Origin of the sequence: Bradyrhizobium sp. Ce-3 (assembly GCF_022835695.1) — a bacterium.
In the GTDB taxonomy this organism is placed as follows: Bacteria; Pseudomonadota; Alphaproteobacteria; order Rhizobiales; family Xanthobacteraceae; genus Bradyrhizobium.
Map to the genome: position 1 here is coordinate 539,888 of NZ_BQUV01000003.1, position 19,169 is coordinate 559,056.

Sequence of the window (19,169 nt, forward strand, 5' to 3'; positions counted from 1 at the left end):
TCGCGGAGCAGCCCATCTGGCGCCGCACGCTGACGCGTCTGTGTATTGACGGGGCGCGAGATCGGGGACGACATTCGCGTCAACCAACAACGAGCTCGTAGGCATCTGGTCTAAGTTCCCGGAGAGGACACCATGTCGAAGCGAAGCAGCTCGCGCCGCGATGGCGCGCCCGATTCCAGCCGCCGAAATTTTCTGAAAGGTGCAACGATCGCAGGGGCTGCAGCGCTCGGCACGCCGGCCGCGGCCAACACAGCGATCTCAGGCTTTCCGGAACAGCGTCGCAAAGCCGCGCTGCCCGGTCCGAGGCTCGCGGCCGCCGATGCGTCGCCGCCGCCGGCCGATCCGGTCAATCAAAGTTCGAGCGGCGGCGACTTCATGGTCGACGTGCTCAAGACACTCGACATCGATTATCTCGCGATGAACTGCGCCTCGAGCTTCCGCGGCTTGCACGAGGCCGTCATCAATCATGGCGACAACAAGAAGCCCGAAATCATCACCTGTCCGCATGAAGAGATCGCGGTGCATATGGGCCAGGGCTACGCCAAGATCGAGGGCAAGCCGCTCGCCATGATCTGTCACGGCGTGGTCGGCCTGCAGCATGCCTCGATGGCGATGTACAACGCCTGGTGCGACCGCGTCCCCGTCATCGTGATGGGCGGCAACATCATGGAAGCCGACAAGCGCGCGCCGGGCGCCGAATGGCCGCATTCGGCGATCGACCCCGCGGCGCTGACCCGCGATTTCGTCAAGTGGGACGACCAGCCGGCCTCGCTGCAGCATTTCGCGGAATCGGCGCTGCGTGCCTACAAGATCTCGACCACCCCGCCGATGGCGCCGGTGATGCTGTCGCTCGACCAGGAGCTGCAGGAAAACCCGATCGAGAATCGCGACCGCCTGCGGATTCCGAAATTCACCCCGGCAACGGCGCCGCAGGGCGACGACGCGGCGCTGGCCCAGCTCGCCAAGATGCTGGTGGCTGCGGAGAACCCGGTGATCCTGTGCGACCGCATGGCGCGCACGCCGGCCGGCATGCCGCGCCTGGTGGAGCTGGCGGAAACCCTGCAATGCGCGGTGATCGACAATTACGGGCGGATGAATTTCCCCTCGCGCCATCCGCTCAACCAGTCGTTCCGCCGCTCGATCCTGTCGCAGGCCGATCTGATCGTGGCGATGGAGGTCAACGACATCTGGGGCTCGCTCAGCGATTTCCACGATCGCATCGTGCGCAGCTCCGAGCCGCGCTACAAGAAGACGGCGAAGATCGTCGCGCTCGGCACCCGCGGCCTCTACATGAAAGCCAACTACCAGGATCTCGGCCGCTACCAGGACGTCGACCTCGACATCGCGGGTGACGCCGAGGCGAGCCTGCCGGTCCTGATTGAGCAGGTCAAACGCGGGATCGACGAGGGCCGCAAGGCCGTGTTCGAGGCGCGCGGCAAGAAGCTCGCGGCCGCCAAGCTCGCCACCGTCGAGCAGGCGAAGCTTGATGCCACGATCGGCTGGGACGCGAGCCCGATCACCACGGCGCGGCTGTGCGCCGAGCTCTACAGCCAGATCAAGGATGAGGACTGGTCGCTGGTCGGCACCTCGATCGGCCTGTCATGGCCGCACCGACTGTGGAATTTCACCAAGCCGTACCAATGGAATGGGCTCGCCGGCGGCGGTGGTGTCGGCTACACCCTGCCGGCCTCGCTCGGGGCTGCGCTCGCCAACAAAAGGCACGGACGGCTGACGGTTGCGATCGGCGGCGACGGCGACTTCATGTTCGTGCCGTCGACGCTGTGGACCGCCGCGCATCATCAGATCCCGCTGCTGTACATCGTGCACAACAACCGCGCCTATCATCAGGAATACATGTACTTGCAGGCGATGGCCGCACGCCACGGCCGCGGCATCACCAATGCCGATATCGGCACCACGCTAAAGGATCCCTTCGTCGACTATGCGACCGTTGCCAAGGGCTTCGGCGTCTATGGCGAGGGACCGATCAGCGATCCGAATGCGCTGGCGCCCGCGCTGAAGCGCGCGATCGCCATGGTCAAGAGCGGGCAGCCGGCGCTGCTCGACGTCGTGATGGACCAGCGGTGAGGCGGAGATGGCGATGATGAGGACATCCGTGAAGCATCTTGCCGTCGTTGCCGCGATCGCGGGGGCGTTCACACTCGGCAACGCCGTTGCATCGCGCGCCGAGGACGCGCCGGCCGGCGATCCCGTCAACGGCAAGCGGCTCTATCTCGCCGATGGCTGCTTCGAATGCCACGGCCGCGCCGGGCAGGGCGGCCGCTTCAACTATCTGACGCCGGCGCTGGCGCAGATCGCGCTGCCGGTGGAGTCCTTCATCGCGTTCCTGCGCGAGGCCCCGAACGACATGCCGTCATTCTCCGCCGACGTACTGTCGGACAAGGACGCCGCCGACATCCACGCTTATCTCAGCTCACTGCCGGGCCGGCGCGACGCGAAGGATATTCCGCCGATCCTGAACCAGTGAGGGGAAGGGATTTCGGCGGTCCGTCGTCGCTCTCGCGTGGCTCTGGCTTCGCCGGGCCGCTTCCCCCGTGCCGCCTTCGCAAGGCGTCATGCCCCCGCGCTGACCGCGGCATCGAACTCCACCGCCGCGACACAGCAGGCGGCTCCGCCGCCGTCGCAAGGAAGCGGTCAACCGTCGATCATCATCGTCGAGGTGCTCGGCTATGGTGGCGGAGAGGGATCTTCGGCGCCGAATCCGGATCGCGATCAGCAGCGCGATGAGCGCGGTCAGCGCAGCCAAAATCCGGATAGCGCCTATCAGGTGCTTGGGGCCGGGGAGATGACGATCGATGAAGCAAGGCAACTGATCGCAGATCGCCGGCGTCAGATGCGGCCGTAGTGCCCGATTGGCAGTGCGGACAGCCGGGTCCGCGTCGCTTCGGGCATGTCGGCCTTCCCGCGTGACATGAGATTGTTACACAGCCTGCCTATGGTCCGCGCCCGACCATGACAGGCTTGTAGACGCGAGGAGCCGAGTTGACCGCGGATGCGCCAGCGCGAGCCTGGAGCGCTCGGCTGTGCCGTGCTCTGATGTTCGGCGTCTGTCTTGTCCTGGTGCCGCCGAAATCATCGGCACAGGAGGCGCAGATCGACTTTGATATCGCAGCCCAGCCGCTGGCGGCCGCACTCGAGCAGTATGGCGCCGTGACTGGTCGGAACGTCCTCTACAACAGCAACCTGACCGCCGGGCTGCATTCCAGCGCCGCGCGCGGGGCCATGACGGCGGACATCGCGCTCGCGCGTCTGCTCGCGGGCAGCGGCCTGTCGGCGCGCGTCCTCGGGGAGACGTCTTTCGTGCTCTATCCTGCACCGGCAACGGCGCAGGCGGCGCTGCCGGTCCCGGTGAGTCATTATTATGCGCGGCTGCAGAGCGGCCTGCGGACCGCACTGTGCGCGGAGGCCGATGCACGGCCGGGACAATATCGGGTCGCGTTGCAGTTCTGGATCAATCCGGCCGGCAATTTGGAGCGGTTCGCGCGGCTTGGCTCGGCCGGCAGCGCCGCGGTCGATGCGGGTATCGATCACGCGCTGCGCCGGATGCAGGTCGACGCGCCGCCGCCGGCGGGCCTCACCCAGCCGGTTACCCTGGTGGTCGTCCCGCAGGGGCCCGGCACGACGATGGCCTGTAACGGTGCTCCGGCGCGCCGGGCCGGCGCGACGCCATGACCGAGGCGTCGCTGACGCTGATCAGACGCCTGCTGGTCGAGCGCTATGATGAACTCAAGCGTCGGCTGACACGGCGGCTGGGGTCTTCCGAGCTCGCCGGCGACGCGCTGCAGGATGCCTGGCTTCGCATCGCCCGGGCGGATTCGGTCGGCGTCGTCCACAATCCCGGCAACTACATCTTCGGCATCGCCATGAACGCGGCGCGTGATCGCCAGCGCACTGCCGATAGCCGCAACCTCAGCGCGGCCGAGGTCGACGGATTGCTCGAGATCGCCGACGGCGCGCCCGATCCGGAGCAGGTGGTGGGCGCGCGTTCGGACCTGCGCGGGCTGGAAGCCATCCTGCGCGAGCTGCCGCCGCGCCGCCGCGCGATACTGCTCGCCGCGCGGCTCGACCAGATGCCGCGGCAGGAGATCGCACGCCGCTTCGGAATTTCCCTGCGCCTGGTCGAGCTGGAGCTGCAGCGGGCACAGGAGTATTGTCTGGCGCGGCGCGATCGGAGCGGCGGGTAGCATGCGGTTTCGCCCGGCTGGAAACGTCTTCTTGAGAGCGATGGCGAAGACCGCCGCGTCTCGGCGCCGTTTGGCACGGGGCGGACGCCGGCCATGAGCGCGATGGACAGAGACGACATGGGACTTGATCCGCTCAAGCGGGAAGCGGTGGGTTGGGTCCGGCATCTCACCTCCGGACAGGCCACGACGGCGGACGGCGAGGCGCTGCGGCGCTGGTGCGCCCAGAGCGCGGAGCATGGCGCGGCTTTCGCCGCCGCGAGCCGGCTGTGGCGAGACCTTGCGCCGGCCGGCCGCAATGTCCGGGCGGCAATGATGACCGAACAGCCGTCGCGTGCTTTGCGCCCGTTCAACCGCCGTGCATTGCTCGGCGGCGGGCTCGCGGCCGCCGCCTCGGCGGCGGCCGTCTATGGGCTTGCGCGCCCGCCGCTCGGTCTGTGGCCGGCCTGGTCGGAGCTCGCGGCTGATTACCGGACCGGCACCGGCGAGCAGCGCCAGGTGGCGCTGCCGGGTGATGTTTCGATCCAGATGAACGTGCAGACCAGCATCGCGCTGCGACCCGCCGATCCAGGCGTGGCACGGCTCGAGTTGCTCTCCGGCGAGGCGGCGTTCGCGACATCCGGGCGCAGCTTCGGCGTATACGCAGCCGACCGCTGGATTCTCGCCGACCAGGCGCAGTTCGACGTGCGCTATGTGTCGGCCGGCGGCGAGCGGCCGGTCTGCGTGACCTGTCTCAAGGGCGAATTGCGGGTCCAGCGTGGCGCCCAGGCGACCGCCCTCAAGGAGAGCCAGCAACTGCGCTACGACGCGCGTGGCGAGACACTTGCCGCTGCCGATATCGAGGCTGCTTCCGCCTGGCAGCGCGGCTTCCTGCTGTTCCGCTTCACGCCGCTATCCGATGTGGTCGAAGAGATCAACCGCTACCGGCCTGGCCGCATCTTCATCGTCAACGCCGCGATCGCGGGATTGCCCGTCAGTGGCCGCTTTCGCATCGATCGCATGGACGAGGTTCTGACCCAGCTCAAGCAGGCGTTCGACGCGCGTGTGCGGTTGCTGCCCGGCGGAATCGTGCTGCTGAGCTGAGCGCGATCCCGCGCTCTTCCGACCGCTCTGCGGCGACACGGAACTGTCACAAAAATTCCTTGCGGGTTCGCGTGCGGCTTCCCGTCACGCTGGTGTGACCTCTGCGGTGTTCGCTGGAAGGACTTGTCATGCCGGTTCGAGCTCAAGCCACCCATCATTTCCGTGCGCGCGGTGAAACCGCCGTCGCGCTGCCGCGGCGGATGTCCCGCGGCGGGTTGATGGCCGGCACGAGCCTCGTGACATTGTTGCTCGCGGCATATCCTGCGGGCGCGAGGCCGCTGACCGGCGCCTGGCCCGTCGCGGCGCCGCTTTACGCGGCCGATGCGGCAGCCGCTGCGGCCCAGCAGGCGGCCGCAGCGGCTGCCCAGAGCTCTGGTGCGTTGACGCGGGCCGCCCAAGCGATCCAGGCGTTGCAGGCGGCACAGGCGGCCGCGCGCGCTGCCGCACAGGCCACCGGCACCTCGCGGACCTTGCCGCAGCAGGTGGTGCCCAATGGTCTGGTGCCGGGCGGGCTCCAGGTCGCGCCAGGCGCTGTGCCTGGATCAAACCTTTGGTCTGGCGCCAATCTTCCGACTCAGGCGAGCGCCGACGGACGCACCAGCGTCGGCATCACCCAGACCGCGCCGCAGGCAATCCTGAACTGGCAGAGCTTCAATGTCGGCGCCCGGACCGACGTCGTCTTCAACCAGCAGGGCAACAGCAGCTGGGTCGCGCTCAATCGCGTGATCGGCAACGCCGGGCCGAGCCAGATTCTCGGGCATATCAAGGCTGACGGCCAAGTGCTGCTGATCAATCAGAGCGGCATCATTTTCGGCGGCGCCAGCCAGATCAATGTCGGCTCGCTGGTGGCATCGACACTCAACATCACCGATCAGCAATTCAAGACCGGCCTGCTCAATCGCTCGCCGTTCGACAATTTCGGCAATCTGCTGGCCCCGATCCTCGCCAACGGCAGCGGTCCGACCGGCGACGTCACCGTCGAGGCCGGTGCGGTGATCGTGACGGCACCGCCCGCATCCGTCACCACCGGCGGCGGCAACGTGTTCCTGTTCGGCGCCAACGTGCAGAACAGCGGCAGCATCGTCACGCCGGGCGGCCAGGCCGCGCTTGTCGCCGGCACGTCGGTTTATGTCACGACAAGCGGCAGCGCGAGCCAGCAGGGGCTGGTGTTCAACGTGCTCAATGGCGGCACGGTCAGCAACACCGGTCTGATCGCGGCGCCGACCGGAAGCATCACGCTGGTCGGCATGGATCTGCAGCAGTCCGGCGCGCTGGTGGCGACCACCTCGGTCAACCAAGCCGGCTCGATCCTGCTGTCGGCGCAGCAGGGACTGCAGGGAATGTACGGTTACGACAGTTCCTCGCATTACGCGGTGTCGACGCAGACCGGCACGGTGCGGCTCGCGCCCGGCAGCCTCACCGCGGTTCTCCCCGAGGAGGACGGTCTCACCGCGATGGACACCCAGCCCCAGGCCCAGTCGCGGATTACGGTCGAGGGCGGCTTCGTCAACGTGCAGCCGGGAGCTGCGATCGTCGCGCCGTCCGGACGCGTTGCGCTTCAGGCGTCGAGCCATGGAGACCAGCTTTATCTGCAGGACAATCCGGACGCCAAGATCAACGCGAATTCCAACCCCGACGGGGCGCGTGTGCTGGTCGACACCGGATCCCTGATCGACGTTTCAGGGTTGCAGGCAGTGCCGGTCGCGGCGTCGAGCGATGTGGTGCAGGTCAACGTGCGCGCCAACGAGCTGCGTGACTCGCCGTTGCAGCGCGGCGGCATCCTGACCAGCAAGAACGTGTGGGTCAACGTGCACGATCTCGACCCGGTGGCGCCGGATCGGGTCTACACCGCGGGCGGCCTGCTCGAGGTGTCGGGATGGCTCGGGCAGGTCGCGCGTCCCATCGACCAACGGTTGACGACGGGTGGTTCGGTGATCGCCTATTCCACGGGCGACGCCATCCTGCGGCCTGGTGCGTCGATCGATATTGCCGGCGGCTCGCTCGCGCATCAGGCCGGCTATCTGCCGGTCACCCGGCTGGTCGGCTCGGACGGCAGGATCTACAGCGTCAATCAGGCTCCCGCCGACCTGACCTACGTCTCGATCGGGGTCGGCTTCACGGTCAATCACGCTCATTGGAACGTCACGGAATTCTACGCCAATCCGCTGGTCCCCACGCAGGTGTACCAACCGGCCTATCTTGAAGGACGCGCCGCCGGCTCACTGAGCGTGATTGCGAACGCGGCAGAGGTCGATGCCTCCGTTGTTGCGGCGACGATCAATGGACCCTATCAGCGGACCGCCAACACGATACCGGCCGGTGCCGCATTCAGCATCGGGGCGTCCTCGAGCATCATGCCCAACAGCGTGGTCATCGCGCCGTCGGTCGCGCCGCCGGACATTTCCAGCGCGACCTCGCCGTTGCCGCCGTCCTGGCAGCAGACAGTCTATCTGTCGGCCGATCTGCTTGACCAGGCGAACTATGGCAGCATCACCATCAACGCCCGGGGCGGCGTGACCGATCCGGTGAGCAACGCCGTATCTCCCGCGATCAGCCTCGTGGGCGGCGCCAGGCTTCAGGTTGCCTCCGGCGGCTCGATCACCCTGAATTCAAGTGTGGCCTTGACTGGCGGGGGAATTTCGATCGACGGCCAATTGGTGGCACGCGCCGGCTCGGTCACCGTCAATGCCGCGCAGCAGGGAACTGTAGCCTTCACCGGCGACGTCGAGCTGCATCCGGGCAGCGTGATCGATACGCGCGGCCTTTGGGTAAACGATCGCACCGGCGGCAATGATACTCCGCCTGCGCTCTACAACGGCGGCAACGTCAAGCTCGCCGCCTATGGCAGCGTCCGGATCGACGACGGGGCGGTGATCGATGCGTCGAGCGGCGGCTGGATGCAGAGCACAGGCCGGATCAAGACCAGCAACGGCCTGCCGGTCGGAACCGGCGGCAACATCACGCTGATCGCCGACGGTTTCGGCGCGACGCTGCACAATTCGACGACGCTCGCGCAGACCTACCCGGGCCGGGTCTATCTCGATGGTACGCTGCGATCCTACGGCTTCACCCTCGGCGGCACGCTCAGCATCGCCACGCCCGCGATCCAGATCGGGGGAGACGCCATCCTTCCGCTCCGCACGATCAACAGTATCAACGCCGACGGGACCAGCACCCTCACGCCGGTTGATCCCGCCAGCGTGATGCAGCTGTCGCCCGGCTTCTTTGCCAGCGGCGGCTTCAGCCAGTACGCGCTCTACAGCTACCAGAACCTGACGGTCGCGGGCGGCACCAATCTCGAGCTGCATGGAGTCAATCTGGTCCCCAATGCGCAGGCCGTCCTGGCACCGACCGGCAGCGATGTCGCGAGCATCGCGACTGCACAGACGCTGCCCTCTTATCGGCAGCCGGCGCCCGTCAATCTGGTCCTGAGCGCGATCGACGCCTTCAACGGCAATCTCGATGTTCAGCGCGGCGCCGTGATCAATGCCGATCCCCAGGCGACGATCTCCCTGCACGCACGCCATCAGTTGACGGTCGACGGCACCATCAGCGCGCCCGCCGGAACCATCAATCTCGATTTGACCGGGACGACGGGAACCTGGGTCGCGGTCGGATCTCCGGTCGGCGTGCCGCCCAACAATGGGCCGTCCTATGCAGCCACGCAGACGCTGTGGATCGGCGCGGACGCAAGGTTGCTGGCGCCGGGCCTCGTGACATCGATGCTCGATGCGTCAGGGCGTCCGGTGAACACCGTGCTCGGCGGCGGACAGGTCAACATCAATCAGGATGCCCAGCCCTCGCTCTATTATCCCTATCTGGCCACCCAGCCTTATGGCGAGCAACCGCTCGGTGTCGTCGTGGCGCAGGCCGGGGCGATCATTGATGTGTCGGGGACGTCGGGAGCGGTACAGCAGGTCGCGGGTCGATCCGGTCTGATCCAGACACAGATTGCGACTCCGGGCGGCGGCATCGCGATCCGGGCATCGCTCGGTCTGCTGTTCGACGCCACAATGAAGGGGCAGGGCGGCGGGGCCGGGGCTGCGGGCGGCAGCCTGACGATCGATCAGATGATCGGGAGCTATGTCGCCGACAGCTCCGGAGTCTCGCAGTTCGTACAGCCGGTGTTCCAGACCATCGTGAGCCAGGCTGCGCCGCTGATGACGACGGGCCTGTCGCAGGGCCAGGCGGTGCCGGGCGGCCTGCTCGGGGACCTCTTCATCGGCGCCGACCAGATCTCCAGCGGCGGCTTCGCGTCGGTGTCTCTCGGCGCCGTCGATGCCCTGGTGTTCAACGGCAACGTCAACCTCACCGCGGCGCGCAGCCTGACCATCAACGCCAGCAACATCAGTGCGACGCCGGGCGCGAGCGTCCGGCTCAGCGCGCCCTACGTCGATATCGGCGGCGGTCAGCGCAACATCAATGAATATACCAGCAGCAGCTACGTTCCTCTCGGCAGCTACAGCGCAGTGCCGGTGGCCGGTACGGCGCATCTCGAGGTCAATGCCGACCTGATCGACATCGAGGGCACGCTGCGCAGCGGTGCGAGCTACAGCTACGTCACGAGCTTCCTCGACTTCAGCACTCCGGTTCGGCAGACGGTGTCGCTGCCCGGCTTCGCCGGCATGGCATTCAACAGCCTGGGTGACATCCGCCTGGTTCCGGTCTCGAGAAATTCGCCCTCCTACGCCACCAAGCCGACGACGATGACGACCGCCGGCGACCTGATGTTCACGGGGACGGAGATCTACCCGATCAGCACCGGCCCGGTCAGCAATGCATACACCAGCATCGCGAGTGGTCTGTTCGTGATCCAGGCGACAGGGCCGAACAGCGTGGTCAGCTTTGCCAGCAACGGCCAGGCGCCCTACGTGCCGCTGTCAGCGGGCGGAGCGGTACAGATCGTTGCGCCGACCATCAATCAGGGCGGCGTCCTCGTGGCGCCGCTCGGCCAGATCACCTTCGGCGATCCGAATGACCCTGCGAGCACACGCGCGATCAACCTGCTGCCGGGAAGCATCACGTCGATGTCGGCGGGCGGCATGCTGATCCCATATGGCGCGCCGCTCGGCAACACCGACTGGATCTACGGCTACGACAACAGCGGCACGCCGAACACGATCAGCGCGCCACCCGCCAAGACGATCTCGTTCTACGGCAAGGCGTTGACGGTCGCGGGAGCAACCGGCGGGGCGGCCACCGCGCGCATCGACGAGTCCGGCGGCGGCGATCTCTACGGCGCGCAGTTCGTCAGCGGCGCCGGCGGGTCGGTCGACACGCTCGACGGTATCAAGACGTTCGCGATCCTGCCGAGCCTCGGCAACCGCTATGCGCCGCGCGACCCGCAGATGCAGCTCAGCGATCCGACGCAGGCGGCATCCGCGCCGGTTGCGTTGCAGGTCGGTCAGCAGGTCACGCTGAGCGGAATTCCGGGGCTGCCCGCGGGCACCTACACCTTGCTGCCCGGGCACTATGCGTTGCTGCCCGGCGCTTACAAGATCACCGTCGCGGCGAGCCAGACCACCGCCACCGGACTCTCGAATTTGGCGCAGCGTGACGGCTCCTACCGTGTGCTCGGCTACGGCGAGGTCGCCAATACCGGCTTCCACGATGCGCTTCCCTCGGTCTTCATCGTCACGCCCGGAGCGGTAGTCCGCCGGCAGTCGCAGTATGCCGAGACCACGGCCAATCAGTTCTACGCGTCCAAGGCGGCGGCAAGCGGCATCGCGGCGCCCTATCTGCCGCTCGACGCGGGACAGCTCGTCATCAATGCGACCGACAGCCTCTCGTTGCCGGTCACCGGCGGGTTCGGCGACTTCACGGCTCCGGCGGGCGGCCGGGGTGGACAGGCCGACATCGTGGCTTCGAATCTCGAGATCCTTGCGCCGGGGGGCGCCGCAGCGCCGGGCATGACGGGGTTGCAGGCCAGTGCGATCGACAGCATCGGCGCGCAGAGCATTCTGATCGGCGGCACGCGCAACCTGAACGGCAACGTGCTGACCATCACGCCGGCGGCGCAGCAGCTCCGGATCGATAGTGGGGCGGTGCTGACCGCGCCCGAAATCATGCTGACGGCGAGCAGCGCGATCACGATCGGCGGCGATGCGCAGATCGACACGACGTCGTTCGGCGCGATCTCCACCCTGTTCCCGAACGATCCGAAGACCGGCAAGACTCTCGGATCGATTGCGCTGGCGCGCGTCGGCGGAGGTGGAGCGGGCGCATTCGTGCTGGCGTCCAATGCGCCGGTGCTGCCGGTCACGTTGCCGGCAGGAAACGGTGGCGCGAGCAAACTGAATATCGGCGCAGGCGCGCAAATCTTTGGCGGCAGCGTGCTTGCGCTGAGCGCCTCGGACAGGATCACCATGGATGCGTCCGCCCGCCTTGCGGCGCCGACCGTCATGGTCAGCGTGCCGGTGATCAATTTCGGCACCGGAGGCACGTCGGGCTTCAACCTGAGCGCCGGCCTGCTCGCGCAATTGTCCGAAGGCGATCCGCTGCGTCATCTGCCGGCGACCGGCACGCTGATGTTGTCGGCGTCCTCGGCGATCAACGTCTACGGCTCGGTCGATCTCGGCAATCTGGATACGGCGACCGGTCAGCCCCTGCTCGCCGGACTGACGTTGAGCGCGCCCGTGATCAACGGGTTCGGCACCGCCACGGACCGTGTCAGGCTCCGCGCCGACGCGATCACGCTGAACGGCGGCGCAACGGGTGCAGCTTCGACGGGCAGCGGGCAAGGCGCCTTCGAGATCGATGCGACGCAGCTGACGCTGGGCGGCGGCGGCAATCTTGCCTTCGGTGGCTTCGGCACCGTGACGCTGGCGGCCTCCGAACAGGTCATCGGCGGTGTCGCCTATGCGGGCCCGATCTTCGCGGGCACCATGCAACACATCGGCACGGTGGCCTACGCTCCCGGCCAGGTGATGCCGGGCACCTTCAGCGTCAGCGGCGATCTGACGATCGCGGCGCCGCTGGTGACGGCGCAGGCCGGTGCGGTGACGCAGCTCGTCGCCGATGCCGGTACGGTGCGCTTCGCCGCGCTGCCCGCCGGCGCCGTCCAGCCGGCCGTCAACTCCAACGGCGCGACGCTCTCGGTCTCGGCGCGGGGCATCGTCCAGGGCACCACCATCGACCTGCCGTCCGGCGCGATCACCTTCACCGCGCAGAACGGCATCACGCTGCAGGCCGGGTCGGTCACCAATGTCGCCGGCGCGGTCACGCCGTTCTTCGATGTGGTGCGAATTGCGCCGGCCGGCAGCGTGACGCTGCAGACCGTGAGCGGCGATGTCGCGGTTGCTTCCGGGGCGATGGTCGATTTGCGCGGCGGCCGGCTCGGCTCGGTGACGCTGTCGAGACTCGATGTCGTGGATTCCGACCAGGGCGGCAACGCAGGAACGCTCACCATCGTCGCGCCGAACGGGACCGCGCGTCTCGACGGGCAGCTGCTGGCGGACGCCGATCCGCGCTATACCGGCGGCACGGCGGTCCTCGCGCTCAAGTCGGGCGACGCCGGCGCGCTGCTCGGCAGCATCGCAGGTTTCTCGGGCGAGCAGGCGCTGACGCTGGCGACCGGTGACATCAATGTCGGCAACCTCACCGCGCGTCATGTCGAGCTGACCGCGAGCAGCGGCAGCATCACCGTCACCGGCCTGATCGATGCCAGCGGCGGCAGCGATGCGACCATCCGCCTGATCGCCGGCAACAATCTGGAGCTGGGCGCGCAGGCGGTGCTCAATGCCGGCACCGCGGTCGCCAAGGGCGGCGCGGTGTTCCTCGGCCTCGCTGGCGACAGCACCGGCATGCTGACGCTCGACGCCGGCTCCACGATCAATGTCGCGGGAAGCGGTCCGCAAATCGTAAACGATGGTGGCGTCACCACCAACAATGGCGGTCAGGTCTGGCTGCGGGCGCCGCGGACGGCAAACGGTGTGCGCATCGGCAACAACGGGGTCCAGGTCACCGGCGCGCGCGAGATCGTTGTCGAGGCGGTCAAGACCTATGACGTCAGCGGCACGCCCTATGTCGACGCGAACCTGGCGGCGGCCGATGCCGATGCTCAGGCGTATGTCGCTGCGGCCGCGATCAAGACGGGCATCGGCACGCTGACCGGAAACTCCGTCACCGCCTTCCACCTGATGCCCGGCATCGAGCTGCGCAGCAGCGGCGATCTCCAGCTGCTGCAAAACCCGTCCCCCACCAATTCCGGAATCGATCTGCACACCTACCGCTACAATGGCGAGCCGATGGTGCTGACGCTCCGCGCGGCCGGCAACCTGCTGATCAACGGCAGCATCAGCGACGGTTTCGCCGCGCCGGTGAGTTCGCCGGACGGCAGCATCTTCGCGATCGCGGCACCGCTGCCGGCGGGCTCCGGATCAGCGACGCTGCGGCTTGTCGCGGGCGCGGATCTCGCCGGTGCCGATCCGCTGGCGGTGGTGCCGGCCGTGCTGCGTCCCGCGGCCACGGCGGCTAATCCCGAGCCGGGCTCGATCGTGTTCGCGGCGCCCTATCTGATTGACTCAAACGTCAATGACAGCGGCGTCGTCGTCCAGATTCCGAGCGTGCTCCGCACCGGCACGCGCGATATCGAGCTTGCTGCGGCCGGCAACATCGACATCCAGACCGCGTTCGGCATTTATACCGCGGGCGAGCCGGTAACGCCGAATTTCACGGCGGGACAGCGCGCTCTGATCATGTCTGCCTACACGTACACCTACGACAACTATCTCGGATATACGTTCGATGCGGACTTTAATCTGAAGGCGTACGACTCGCTGTATCCCCTCGCATTCAACGCCAGCTATGCGAGCGGCGGCGGCAATCTCACGGTCAAGGCGCATGGCAGCCTGATCGGCGCCGATACGAGCAATAATGGTGTGAAGAGCTATGCGGCCTCCGAGCTCGACACCTTCTGGCTCTGGACCGAACCGACGGCCGTCAGTCCGACCTGGTTCGTCAATTTCGGCACCTACTACCAACCCTATCTCGATTTCGCGACCGACTCATTTCCATCGGTGGCCGCGTTCAAGGGGCTCGGTGCGTTGGGAGGCGGCAACGTCCGGGTCGCGGTCGATGGTGATCTGAAGGCCGTCGACATCAGCGTGCCCACGACCGGCGGATTGACCGGCACCGGTGCATTGTCGGTGTACGGCGGCGGCAATCTCTCGCTGACCGTCGGCGGCGCCATCAACTACGCCAATCTGCTGGTCGGGCGGGGCACGGCCGACATCCAGGCCGGCGAGATCGGGATGGCGCCGCTGGACACCTCTTCTCTGACAATCGCGCGGGTGGATCTGTTGATCGGCGACGCCCAGTTCAACGTGGTGTCCCGCCGGGGAATCAACGCGATCGTCGGCGATCCGACACGGACGACGCAGCAACCCGACCCTGCGAGAACCGGCTATCGCATCCCGGCCGGCCTGGAGGGCAATGGGCCGCCCACTTTCTACTACAATCCGGTGTCACCCTACGGCTTCTTCACCAGCATGACGGCCGCCAGCGCCTTGACCGAATTCGCTGAAGGCGGCGACATCACGGTGCACGGTGATTTCGCGCCACCGATCTTCGAACTGACGGCGGCCGGCGGCTCGATCCGCGCCGGCTCCATTACGGCGAGCGGCTCCAATTTCAATTATCTGGCCGCACTGGCCGCGCCGACGGCCCGCCTCGATCTGCTGGCCCAGCAGGACATCGTCAGCTTCGGCGTCAGCATGACGGCGGCCCATCTGGAGTCGCAAATTACCGGTACCTCGGCGCCGACAGGCAGCGATTACGCGAGCACGCTGTCCAATCCGGCCTACGACACGTTTGGCGGCGCGTTGTCGCTGCCCTCGAACCTGGTCCAGTTCGACAATCCGCATACCGTGCACGTCTATGCGGTCCAGGGCAGCCTATCGAGGCTCGCGCTGGCGACGTCGGAGCGCGCACAGGTGCGCGCCGGCCTCGATATCCTTCAGCCGATCATCAATATCGAGAACGCCGGGCCCGGCGACGCCTCGCTGGTGCAGGCCGGACGCGACATCGTCAGCTGCCAGCCGTGCAGCCTCGCCTACACGGACGTCTTCAACATTCGTGTGGAGGGGCCCGGCTCGCTATCGGTCCTCGCCGGTCGCGACATTGTCGTGCAGAAGGGCCAATACGGCACGCAAGGGGTTGGCATCACGTCGGTCGGCAACGCGGACAATCCCTTGCTGCCGGCGATCGGTGCCTCGATCGGCATCGCGGTCGGCACCGGCGCCAACGGGCCCGATACCGCGGCCTTCATCAATCTCTATCTCGATCCGCAGAACACCGATGCGACGACGCAAGATTATCTGTCGCAGCTCACCAGCCACATGAGCGGGATCGAGGGTATCGCCCTCAGTCGCGACCAGGCGCTCGCCGATTTCCGCAACCTCACCCCGGCGGCACAATTGCCGTTCATCGAACAGGTGTATTTCGCCGAGCTCAGGGCGGGCGGCGAGGCGGCGGCCAAAGGGCTTGGCGCGGGCGGCAAGGGCTACGATCGGGCCTACCGGGCGATCGAGACCTTGTTCCCCGGCAGCGTGATCGGCGGCAGCACCACGGCCTATGCCGGCAATTTGTCGCTGTTCCAGCTCGCACGCGTCCGCACCGAGCAGGGTGGCAGCATCGACATCCTGGCGCCCGGTGGCGCCGTGTCGCTCGGCATCGAGAACCAGACGCCCGACCTGAGCGGGCAGACCGACACCGCGCGCCCGGGCCTGCTGACGCTCGAAGGCGGCGACATCAACATCTTCACCGATCGCAGCGTGGTGGTGGCGCAGTCGCGCGTCTTCACCGAGCTCGGCGGCGACATCCTGATGTTCTCGACCAACGGCGACCTCAACGCCGGCAAGGGCAAGCAGACCTCGATCGTGACGTCGCCGCCGTTGGTGATCTACGATCAGTATGGCCACGCGGCCAAAACGCCGAACACGCCGCAGACCGGCGCCGGCATCGCAACCCTGATCGGCGTTCCCGGGGTTCCGCCTGGTAACGTCGACCTGTTCGCGCCGCACGGCACGATCGATGCCGGCGAGGCCGGCATTCGGGTGTCGGGCAATCTCACCCTTCAGGCGTTGCAGGTGCTCAACATCGCCAATATCCAGGTGCAGGGCATTTCGGTCGGCGTGCCGGCGGTGCAGGGGCCGCCGGTGGGCGCGCTGACCGCGGCCAACAACACCGCGGGTGCGGCCCAGCAACCGACCGCGGCGGCACCGGCCGCCAGTACCGGACAGCCCTCGGTCATCATCGTCGAGGTGCTCGGCTATGGCGGAGGCGATGGCACGCCGGAGCCCGACGGCAACGACCAGCGCCGCGGCGGCACCGAGCGGCAGAGCTATGATCCGAACAGCATGTTTCGCGTGGTCGGCAGCGGTGAATTGACGGCCGAGCAGGCGCGGCAGCTGACTGAGGACGAGAGGCAGCGTCTGTCGTCGCGCTAGCGATACCGTGCGGGCCGGACTTCACGATCGGCGGTGTAGAGAACGCCTAGGTCGTTCACGTCAGCGTCCGCATCGGGCGCTAAGGCGTGATGGCGTTATCAGCGGCGGCAGGAACCGCACGTCGACTTCATTTGACGCGCGAAATTTGCGTTCCGGCGCGATCAAGCAAGGCGTTGAGTTCGATCAATGCGTTCGATCCGAGTGCAACTTCAACCTGAGCACGCGCCTCGCGCCAAAGGGGAAACGCCTTTTGCAATGTCCGTTTCCCTTTTTGCGTGATTTTCACAACCCGCACGCGGCCGTCCGAACTGCCACGACCGTCCGTCGTCAGACCTTGCGCATCCAGCGCCTTGAGATTCCTGTTCAATGTGGTCGGATCAACACCCGCTTGTTCGGCGAGCTTTCCGATTGACAATCCGTCTTCGTCGGCAAGATCGGCTCGAAACAAATACGCGAGCAACCCAAACTGATTTGCGGTCAGTCCGGCGCCCGCGAGCACGTGATCGTATAGCTGCGTAATCTGTCTGGTCGCGCGCCTCATCCGCAGACAAGGACAGCTCATAACTTCCTTAAGCTCCTTCAGCCCTTCCATCCCGTACCCTTTGGCCCGACTACGAACGTCAACCTGCAGACAATTTATCTGCATATGCATAGAACGAGATTGGGAGTCAATGCGTTCCGGCCACGAAGTCGGGACGCCGGATACCCTGGAGTTCGAAAAGTCAGTTAGCGAACGCACGCGTCGCCGGAAGATGCAGCCTCCCACGTTCGGGCAGCCGCCCGGTCAAATTTGACAATGGGCATTTATCTGCATATACAGATAAATCTAGTCATGTTGTGCGGACAGGCGCGATCCGCGTGTCCATGTGCCTGCTAGGAGCCGTCCAATGCCGCCACGTTTTGCGTTCCGCCTCAGCGTACCGTTCGGCTTGATGGCATGGGGGATCGTCACGGCACTTTACATTTGGCCCACGTTGCGCGGGCTCTCGCCAGCAGACGCAATACGCCCGCTGCTCCTTCTGCACAGTTTCCGATACCTCGGTCTTGCGTTCCTGGTGCCCGGCACGGTCTCGCCCGAGCTGCCTGCTGCTTTTGCAAGGCCGGCCGCTCTCGGTGATCTCATTGCTGCACTGCTCGCGGTGCTCGCGCTCGGCACCCTCGGAAGTCCGTTGGGCACCTCGCTGGTTTGGGTATTCAACATCTGGGGTAGCGCTGACCTGTTGTATGCCTTCTACAACGGGGCTCGCCTCGTGAACGACGGCAAGCTTCTGGCGACGCATTTCGGAGCTGCTTACTTCATTCCGACCTTTTACGTGCCTCTGTTATTGATCACGCACGGTCTCGTCTTTTGGCTCCTCGTGTTCGGTTAGCCAAAGCAAGATGCCCGATTGAGGGATGCCCATCTCAGGGGCGCCGTGGTCGCTCTGCGGGATCCCTGGTCCATTGTTTTCGAAAATTGTCGGCGAACTCGCTGGGAGTTCTGCAAGCGTTCCGCCGTCCAACCGAGCGATCGATGTGGCAGTCGCATTTTCAACGTCGGCCCATTTGTAACTTGTAAAAAACAAGTCGCAAGTTTATACGTAGTCAATAAGATGGATGTCGCGGCGTGTCGTTGCCAAGCGATGCTGGAGAGGAAATCCAAATGACGGACAGCGCACCGATTGCAAGAGAGCGGCATGGATTGGTTACGGTCCTTTCCATGGTTCATAAGCCCTACAATCTGATTGGTCCTACGCTGATCAACGCGCTTCTTGCGGAGCTGCGAGAAGCGCAAAACACCGGAAGCCGGGCAATCGTGATACGGAGTGGATTGCGCCACTTCTCTGCTGGGGCCGATCTCGCTCTTTTCGGCGCGCGCCTGGAGGGCAAGGGCAACGGAGGAGCGCCAGGCGGCGGGTGGTCCGGAATCGACTTTCTCAAGGAAGTCGAATTGTTGCCAATACCCTTGGTCGCCAGCGTGAACGGCGTCTGCCTGGGAGGCGGAGTCGAGCTGGCGCTTGCTTGCGATTACATCATTGCCGGAAATTCCGCCAAGATCGGGTCGGTCGAGTCCGCGCTCGGCCTTCATCCTCTGATGGGGGGGATCCAGCGGCAGGTGCAACGAATAGGAATGGCACGTGCCAAGGAAATGTCGATGCTCGGGCGGCGATACGATGCGGCGACGCTCGAGCGCTGGGGGCTGATCAATCACGTGGTTCCCGACGACGTGCTCGACAAGACGGCGCTGGCGATTGCCGAGGAACTGGCCCACGGCCCCACGGTCGCGCATGCCGCAACGAAGCAAGTCGCCTACATCGCGGCCAATCAGGGCGTGCGGGCCGCCGACGAGCAGATGGGCAAGCTGCAAGAACCGATCTGGGCATCGGATGATTTGCGAGCCGGTTTGACTTCCTTCCGTCAGAACGGTCCTGGCCTTGCCAAGTTCGCGGGGCGATGA

The 19,169-nt window shown here is 66.1% G+C and carries 10 protein-coding genes; 9 read left to right on the forward strand and 1 reads right to left on the reverse strand.

The window, feature by feature from the left end:
- Positions 1-132: 132 nt before the first annotated feature.
- The 7 genes from BRSPCE3_RS13630 to BRSPCE3_RS13660 all read left to right on the forward strand — a co-directional run bounded on the left by BRSPCE3_RS13630 (position 133) and on the right by BRSPCE3_RS13660 (position 16,732).
- A complete protein-coding gene (locus BRSPCE3_RS13630; RefSeq protein WP_244066326.1) occupies positions 133-2,088 on the forward strand; it encodes a thiamine pyrophosphate-binding protein in 1,956 nt (651 codons plus the stop codon).
- Positions 2,089-2,101: 13 nt separating this feature from the next.
- Positions 2,102-2,488, forward strand: coding sequence for a cytochrome c (locus BRSPCE3_RS13635; RefSeq protein WP_244066327.1), 387 nt, complete (start codon positions 2,102-2,104; stop codon positions 2,486-2,488).
- Between the two features lie 36 nt (positions 2,489-2,524).
- Positions 2,525-2,866, forward strand: coding sequence for a hypothetical protein (locus BRSPCE3_RS13640; RefSeq protein WP_244066328.1), 342 nt, complete (start codon positions 2,525-2,527; stop codon positions 2,864-2,866).
- Positions 2,867-3,003: 137 nt separating this feature from the next.
- Positions 3,004-3,693 (forward strand): TonB family protein, encoded by a 690-nt coding sequence (locus tag BRSPCE3_RS13645; protein ID WP_244066329.1) that lies wholly within the window; start codon positions 3,004-3,006, stop codon positions 3,691-3,693.
- On the forward strand, positions 3,690-4,205 hold the full coding sequence (locus tag BRSPCE3_RS13650; protein ID WP_244066330.1) for an RNA polymerase sigma factor: 516 nt from the start codon (positions 3,690-3,692) through the stop codon (positions 4,203-4,205). The genes BRSPCE3_RS13645 and BRSPCE3_RS13650 overlap by 4 nt, the downstream gene beginning before the upstream one ends.
- Positions 4,206-4,298: 93 nt before the next feature.
- Complete coding sequence (locus BRSPCE3_RS13655) at positions 4,299-5,285, forward strand: FecR family protein (RefSeq protein ID WP_244066331.1); 987 nt, start codon at positions 4,299-4,301, stop codon at positions 5,283-5,285.
- A gap of 128 nt (positions 5,286-5,413) precedes the next feature.
- A complete protein-coding gene (locus BRSPCE3_RS13660) occupies positions 5,414-16,732 on the forward strand; it encodes a filamentous haemagglutinin family protein (protein ID WP_244066332.1) in 11,319 nt (3,772 codons plus the stop codon).
- Between the two features lie 127 nt (positions 16,733-16,859).
- Here BRSPCE3_RS13660 and BRSPCE3_RS13665 read toward each other — a convergent pair whose 3' ends face one another.
- On the reverse strand, positions 16,860-17,324 hold the full coding sequence (locus BRSPCE3_RS13665; RefSeq protein ID WP_244066333.1) for a MarR family winged helix-turn-helix transcriptional regulator: 465 nt from the start codon (positions 17,322-17,324) through the stop codon (positions 16,860-16,862).
- Positions 17,325-17,619: 295 nt separating this feature from the next.
- Between BRSPCE3_RS13665 and BRSPCE3_RS13670 the strand changes: the two genes are divergently transcribed.
- The gene (locus BRSPCE3_RS13670) at positions 17,620-18,102 is read left to right on the forward strand and encodes a hypothetical protein (RefSeq protein ID WP_244066334.1); all 483 of its coding nucleotides are present in this window, start codon (positions 17,620-17,622) and stop codon (positions 18,100-18,102) included.
- Positions 18,103-18,374: 272 nt separating this feature from the next.
- Complete coding sequence (locus tag BRSPCE3_RS13675) at positions 18,375-19,169, forward strand: enoyl-CoA hydratase/isomerase family protein (RefSeq protein ID WP_244066335.1); 795 nt, start codon at positions 18,375-18,377, stop codon at positions 19,167-19,169.

What these genes read in the sequence shown, in the direction of transcription:
- BRSPCE3_RS13665 (WP_244066333.1), bottom strand. Translation starts at nt 17,324, where the DNA reads ATGGAAGGGCTGAAGGAGCTTAAGGAAGTTATGAGCTGTCCTTGTCTG.
- BRSPCE3_RS13630 (WP_244066326.1), top strand. Translation starts at nt 133, where the DNA reads ATGTCGAAGCGAAGCAGCTCGCGCCGCGATGGCGCGCCCGATTCCAGC.
- BRSPCE3_RS13635 (WP_244066327.1), top strand. Translation starts at nt 2,102, where the DNA reads ATGATGAGGACATCCGTGAAGCATCTTGCCGTCGTTGCCGCGATCGCG.
- BRSPCE3_RS13650 (WP_244066330.1), top strand. Translation starts at nt 3,690, where the DNA reads ATGACCGAGGCGTCGCTGACGCTGATCAGACGCCTGCTGGTCGAGCGC.
- BRSPCE3_RS13660 (WP_244066332.1), top strand. Translation starts at nt 5,414, where the DNA reads ATGCCGGTTCGAGCTCAAGCCACCCATCATTTCCGTGCGCGCGGTGAA.
- BRSPCE3_RS13655 (WP_244066331.1), top strand. Translation starts at nt 4,299, where the DNA reads ATGAGCGCGATGGACAGAGACGACATGGGACTTGATCCGCTCAAGCGG.
- BRSPCE3_RS13670 (WP_244066334.1), top strand. Translation starts at nt 17,620, where the DNA reads ATGCCGCCACGTTTTGCGTTCCGCCTCAGCGTACCGTTCGGCTTGATG.
- BRSPCE3_RS13675 (WP_244066335.1), top strand. Translation starts at nt 18,375, where the DNA reads ATGACGGACAGCGCACCGATTGCAAGAGAGCGGCATGGATTGGTTACG.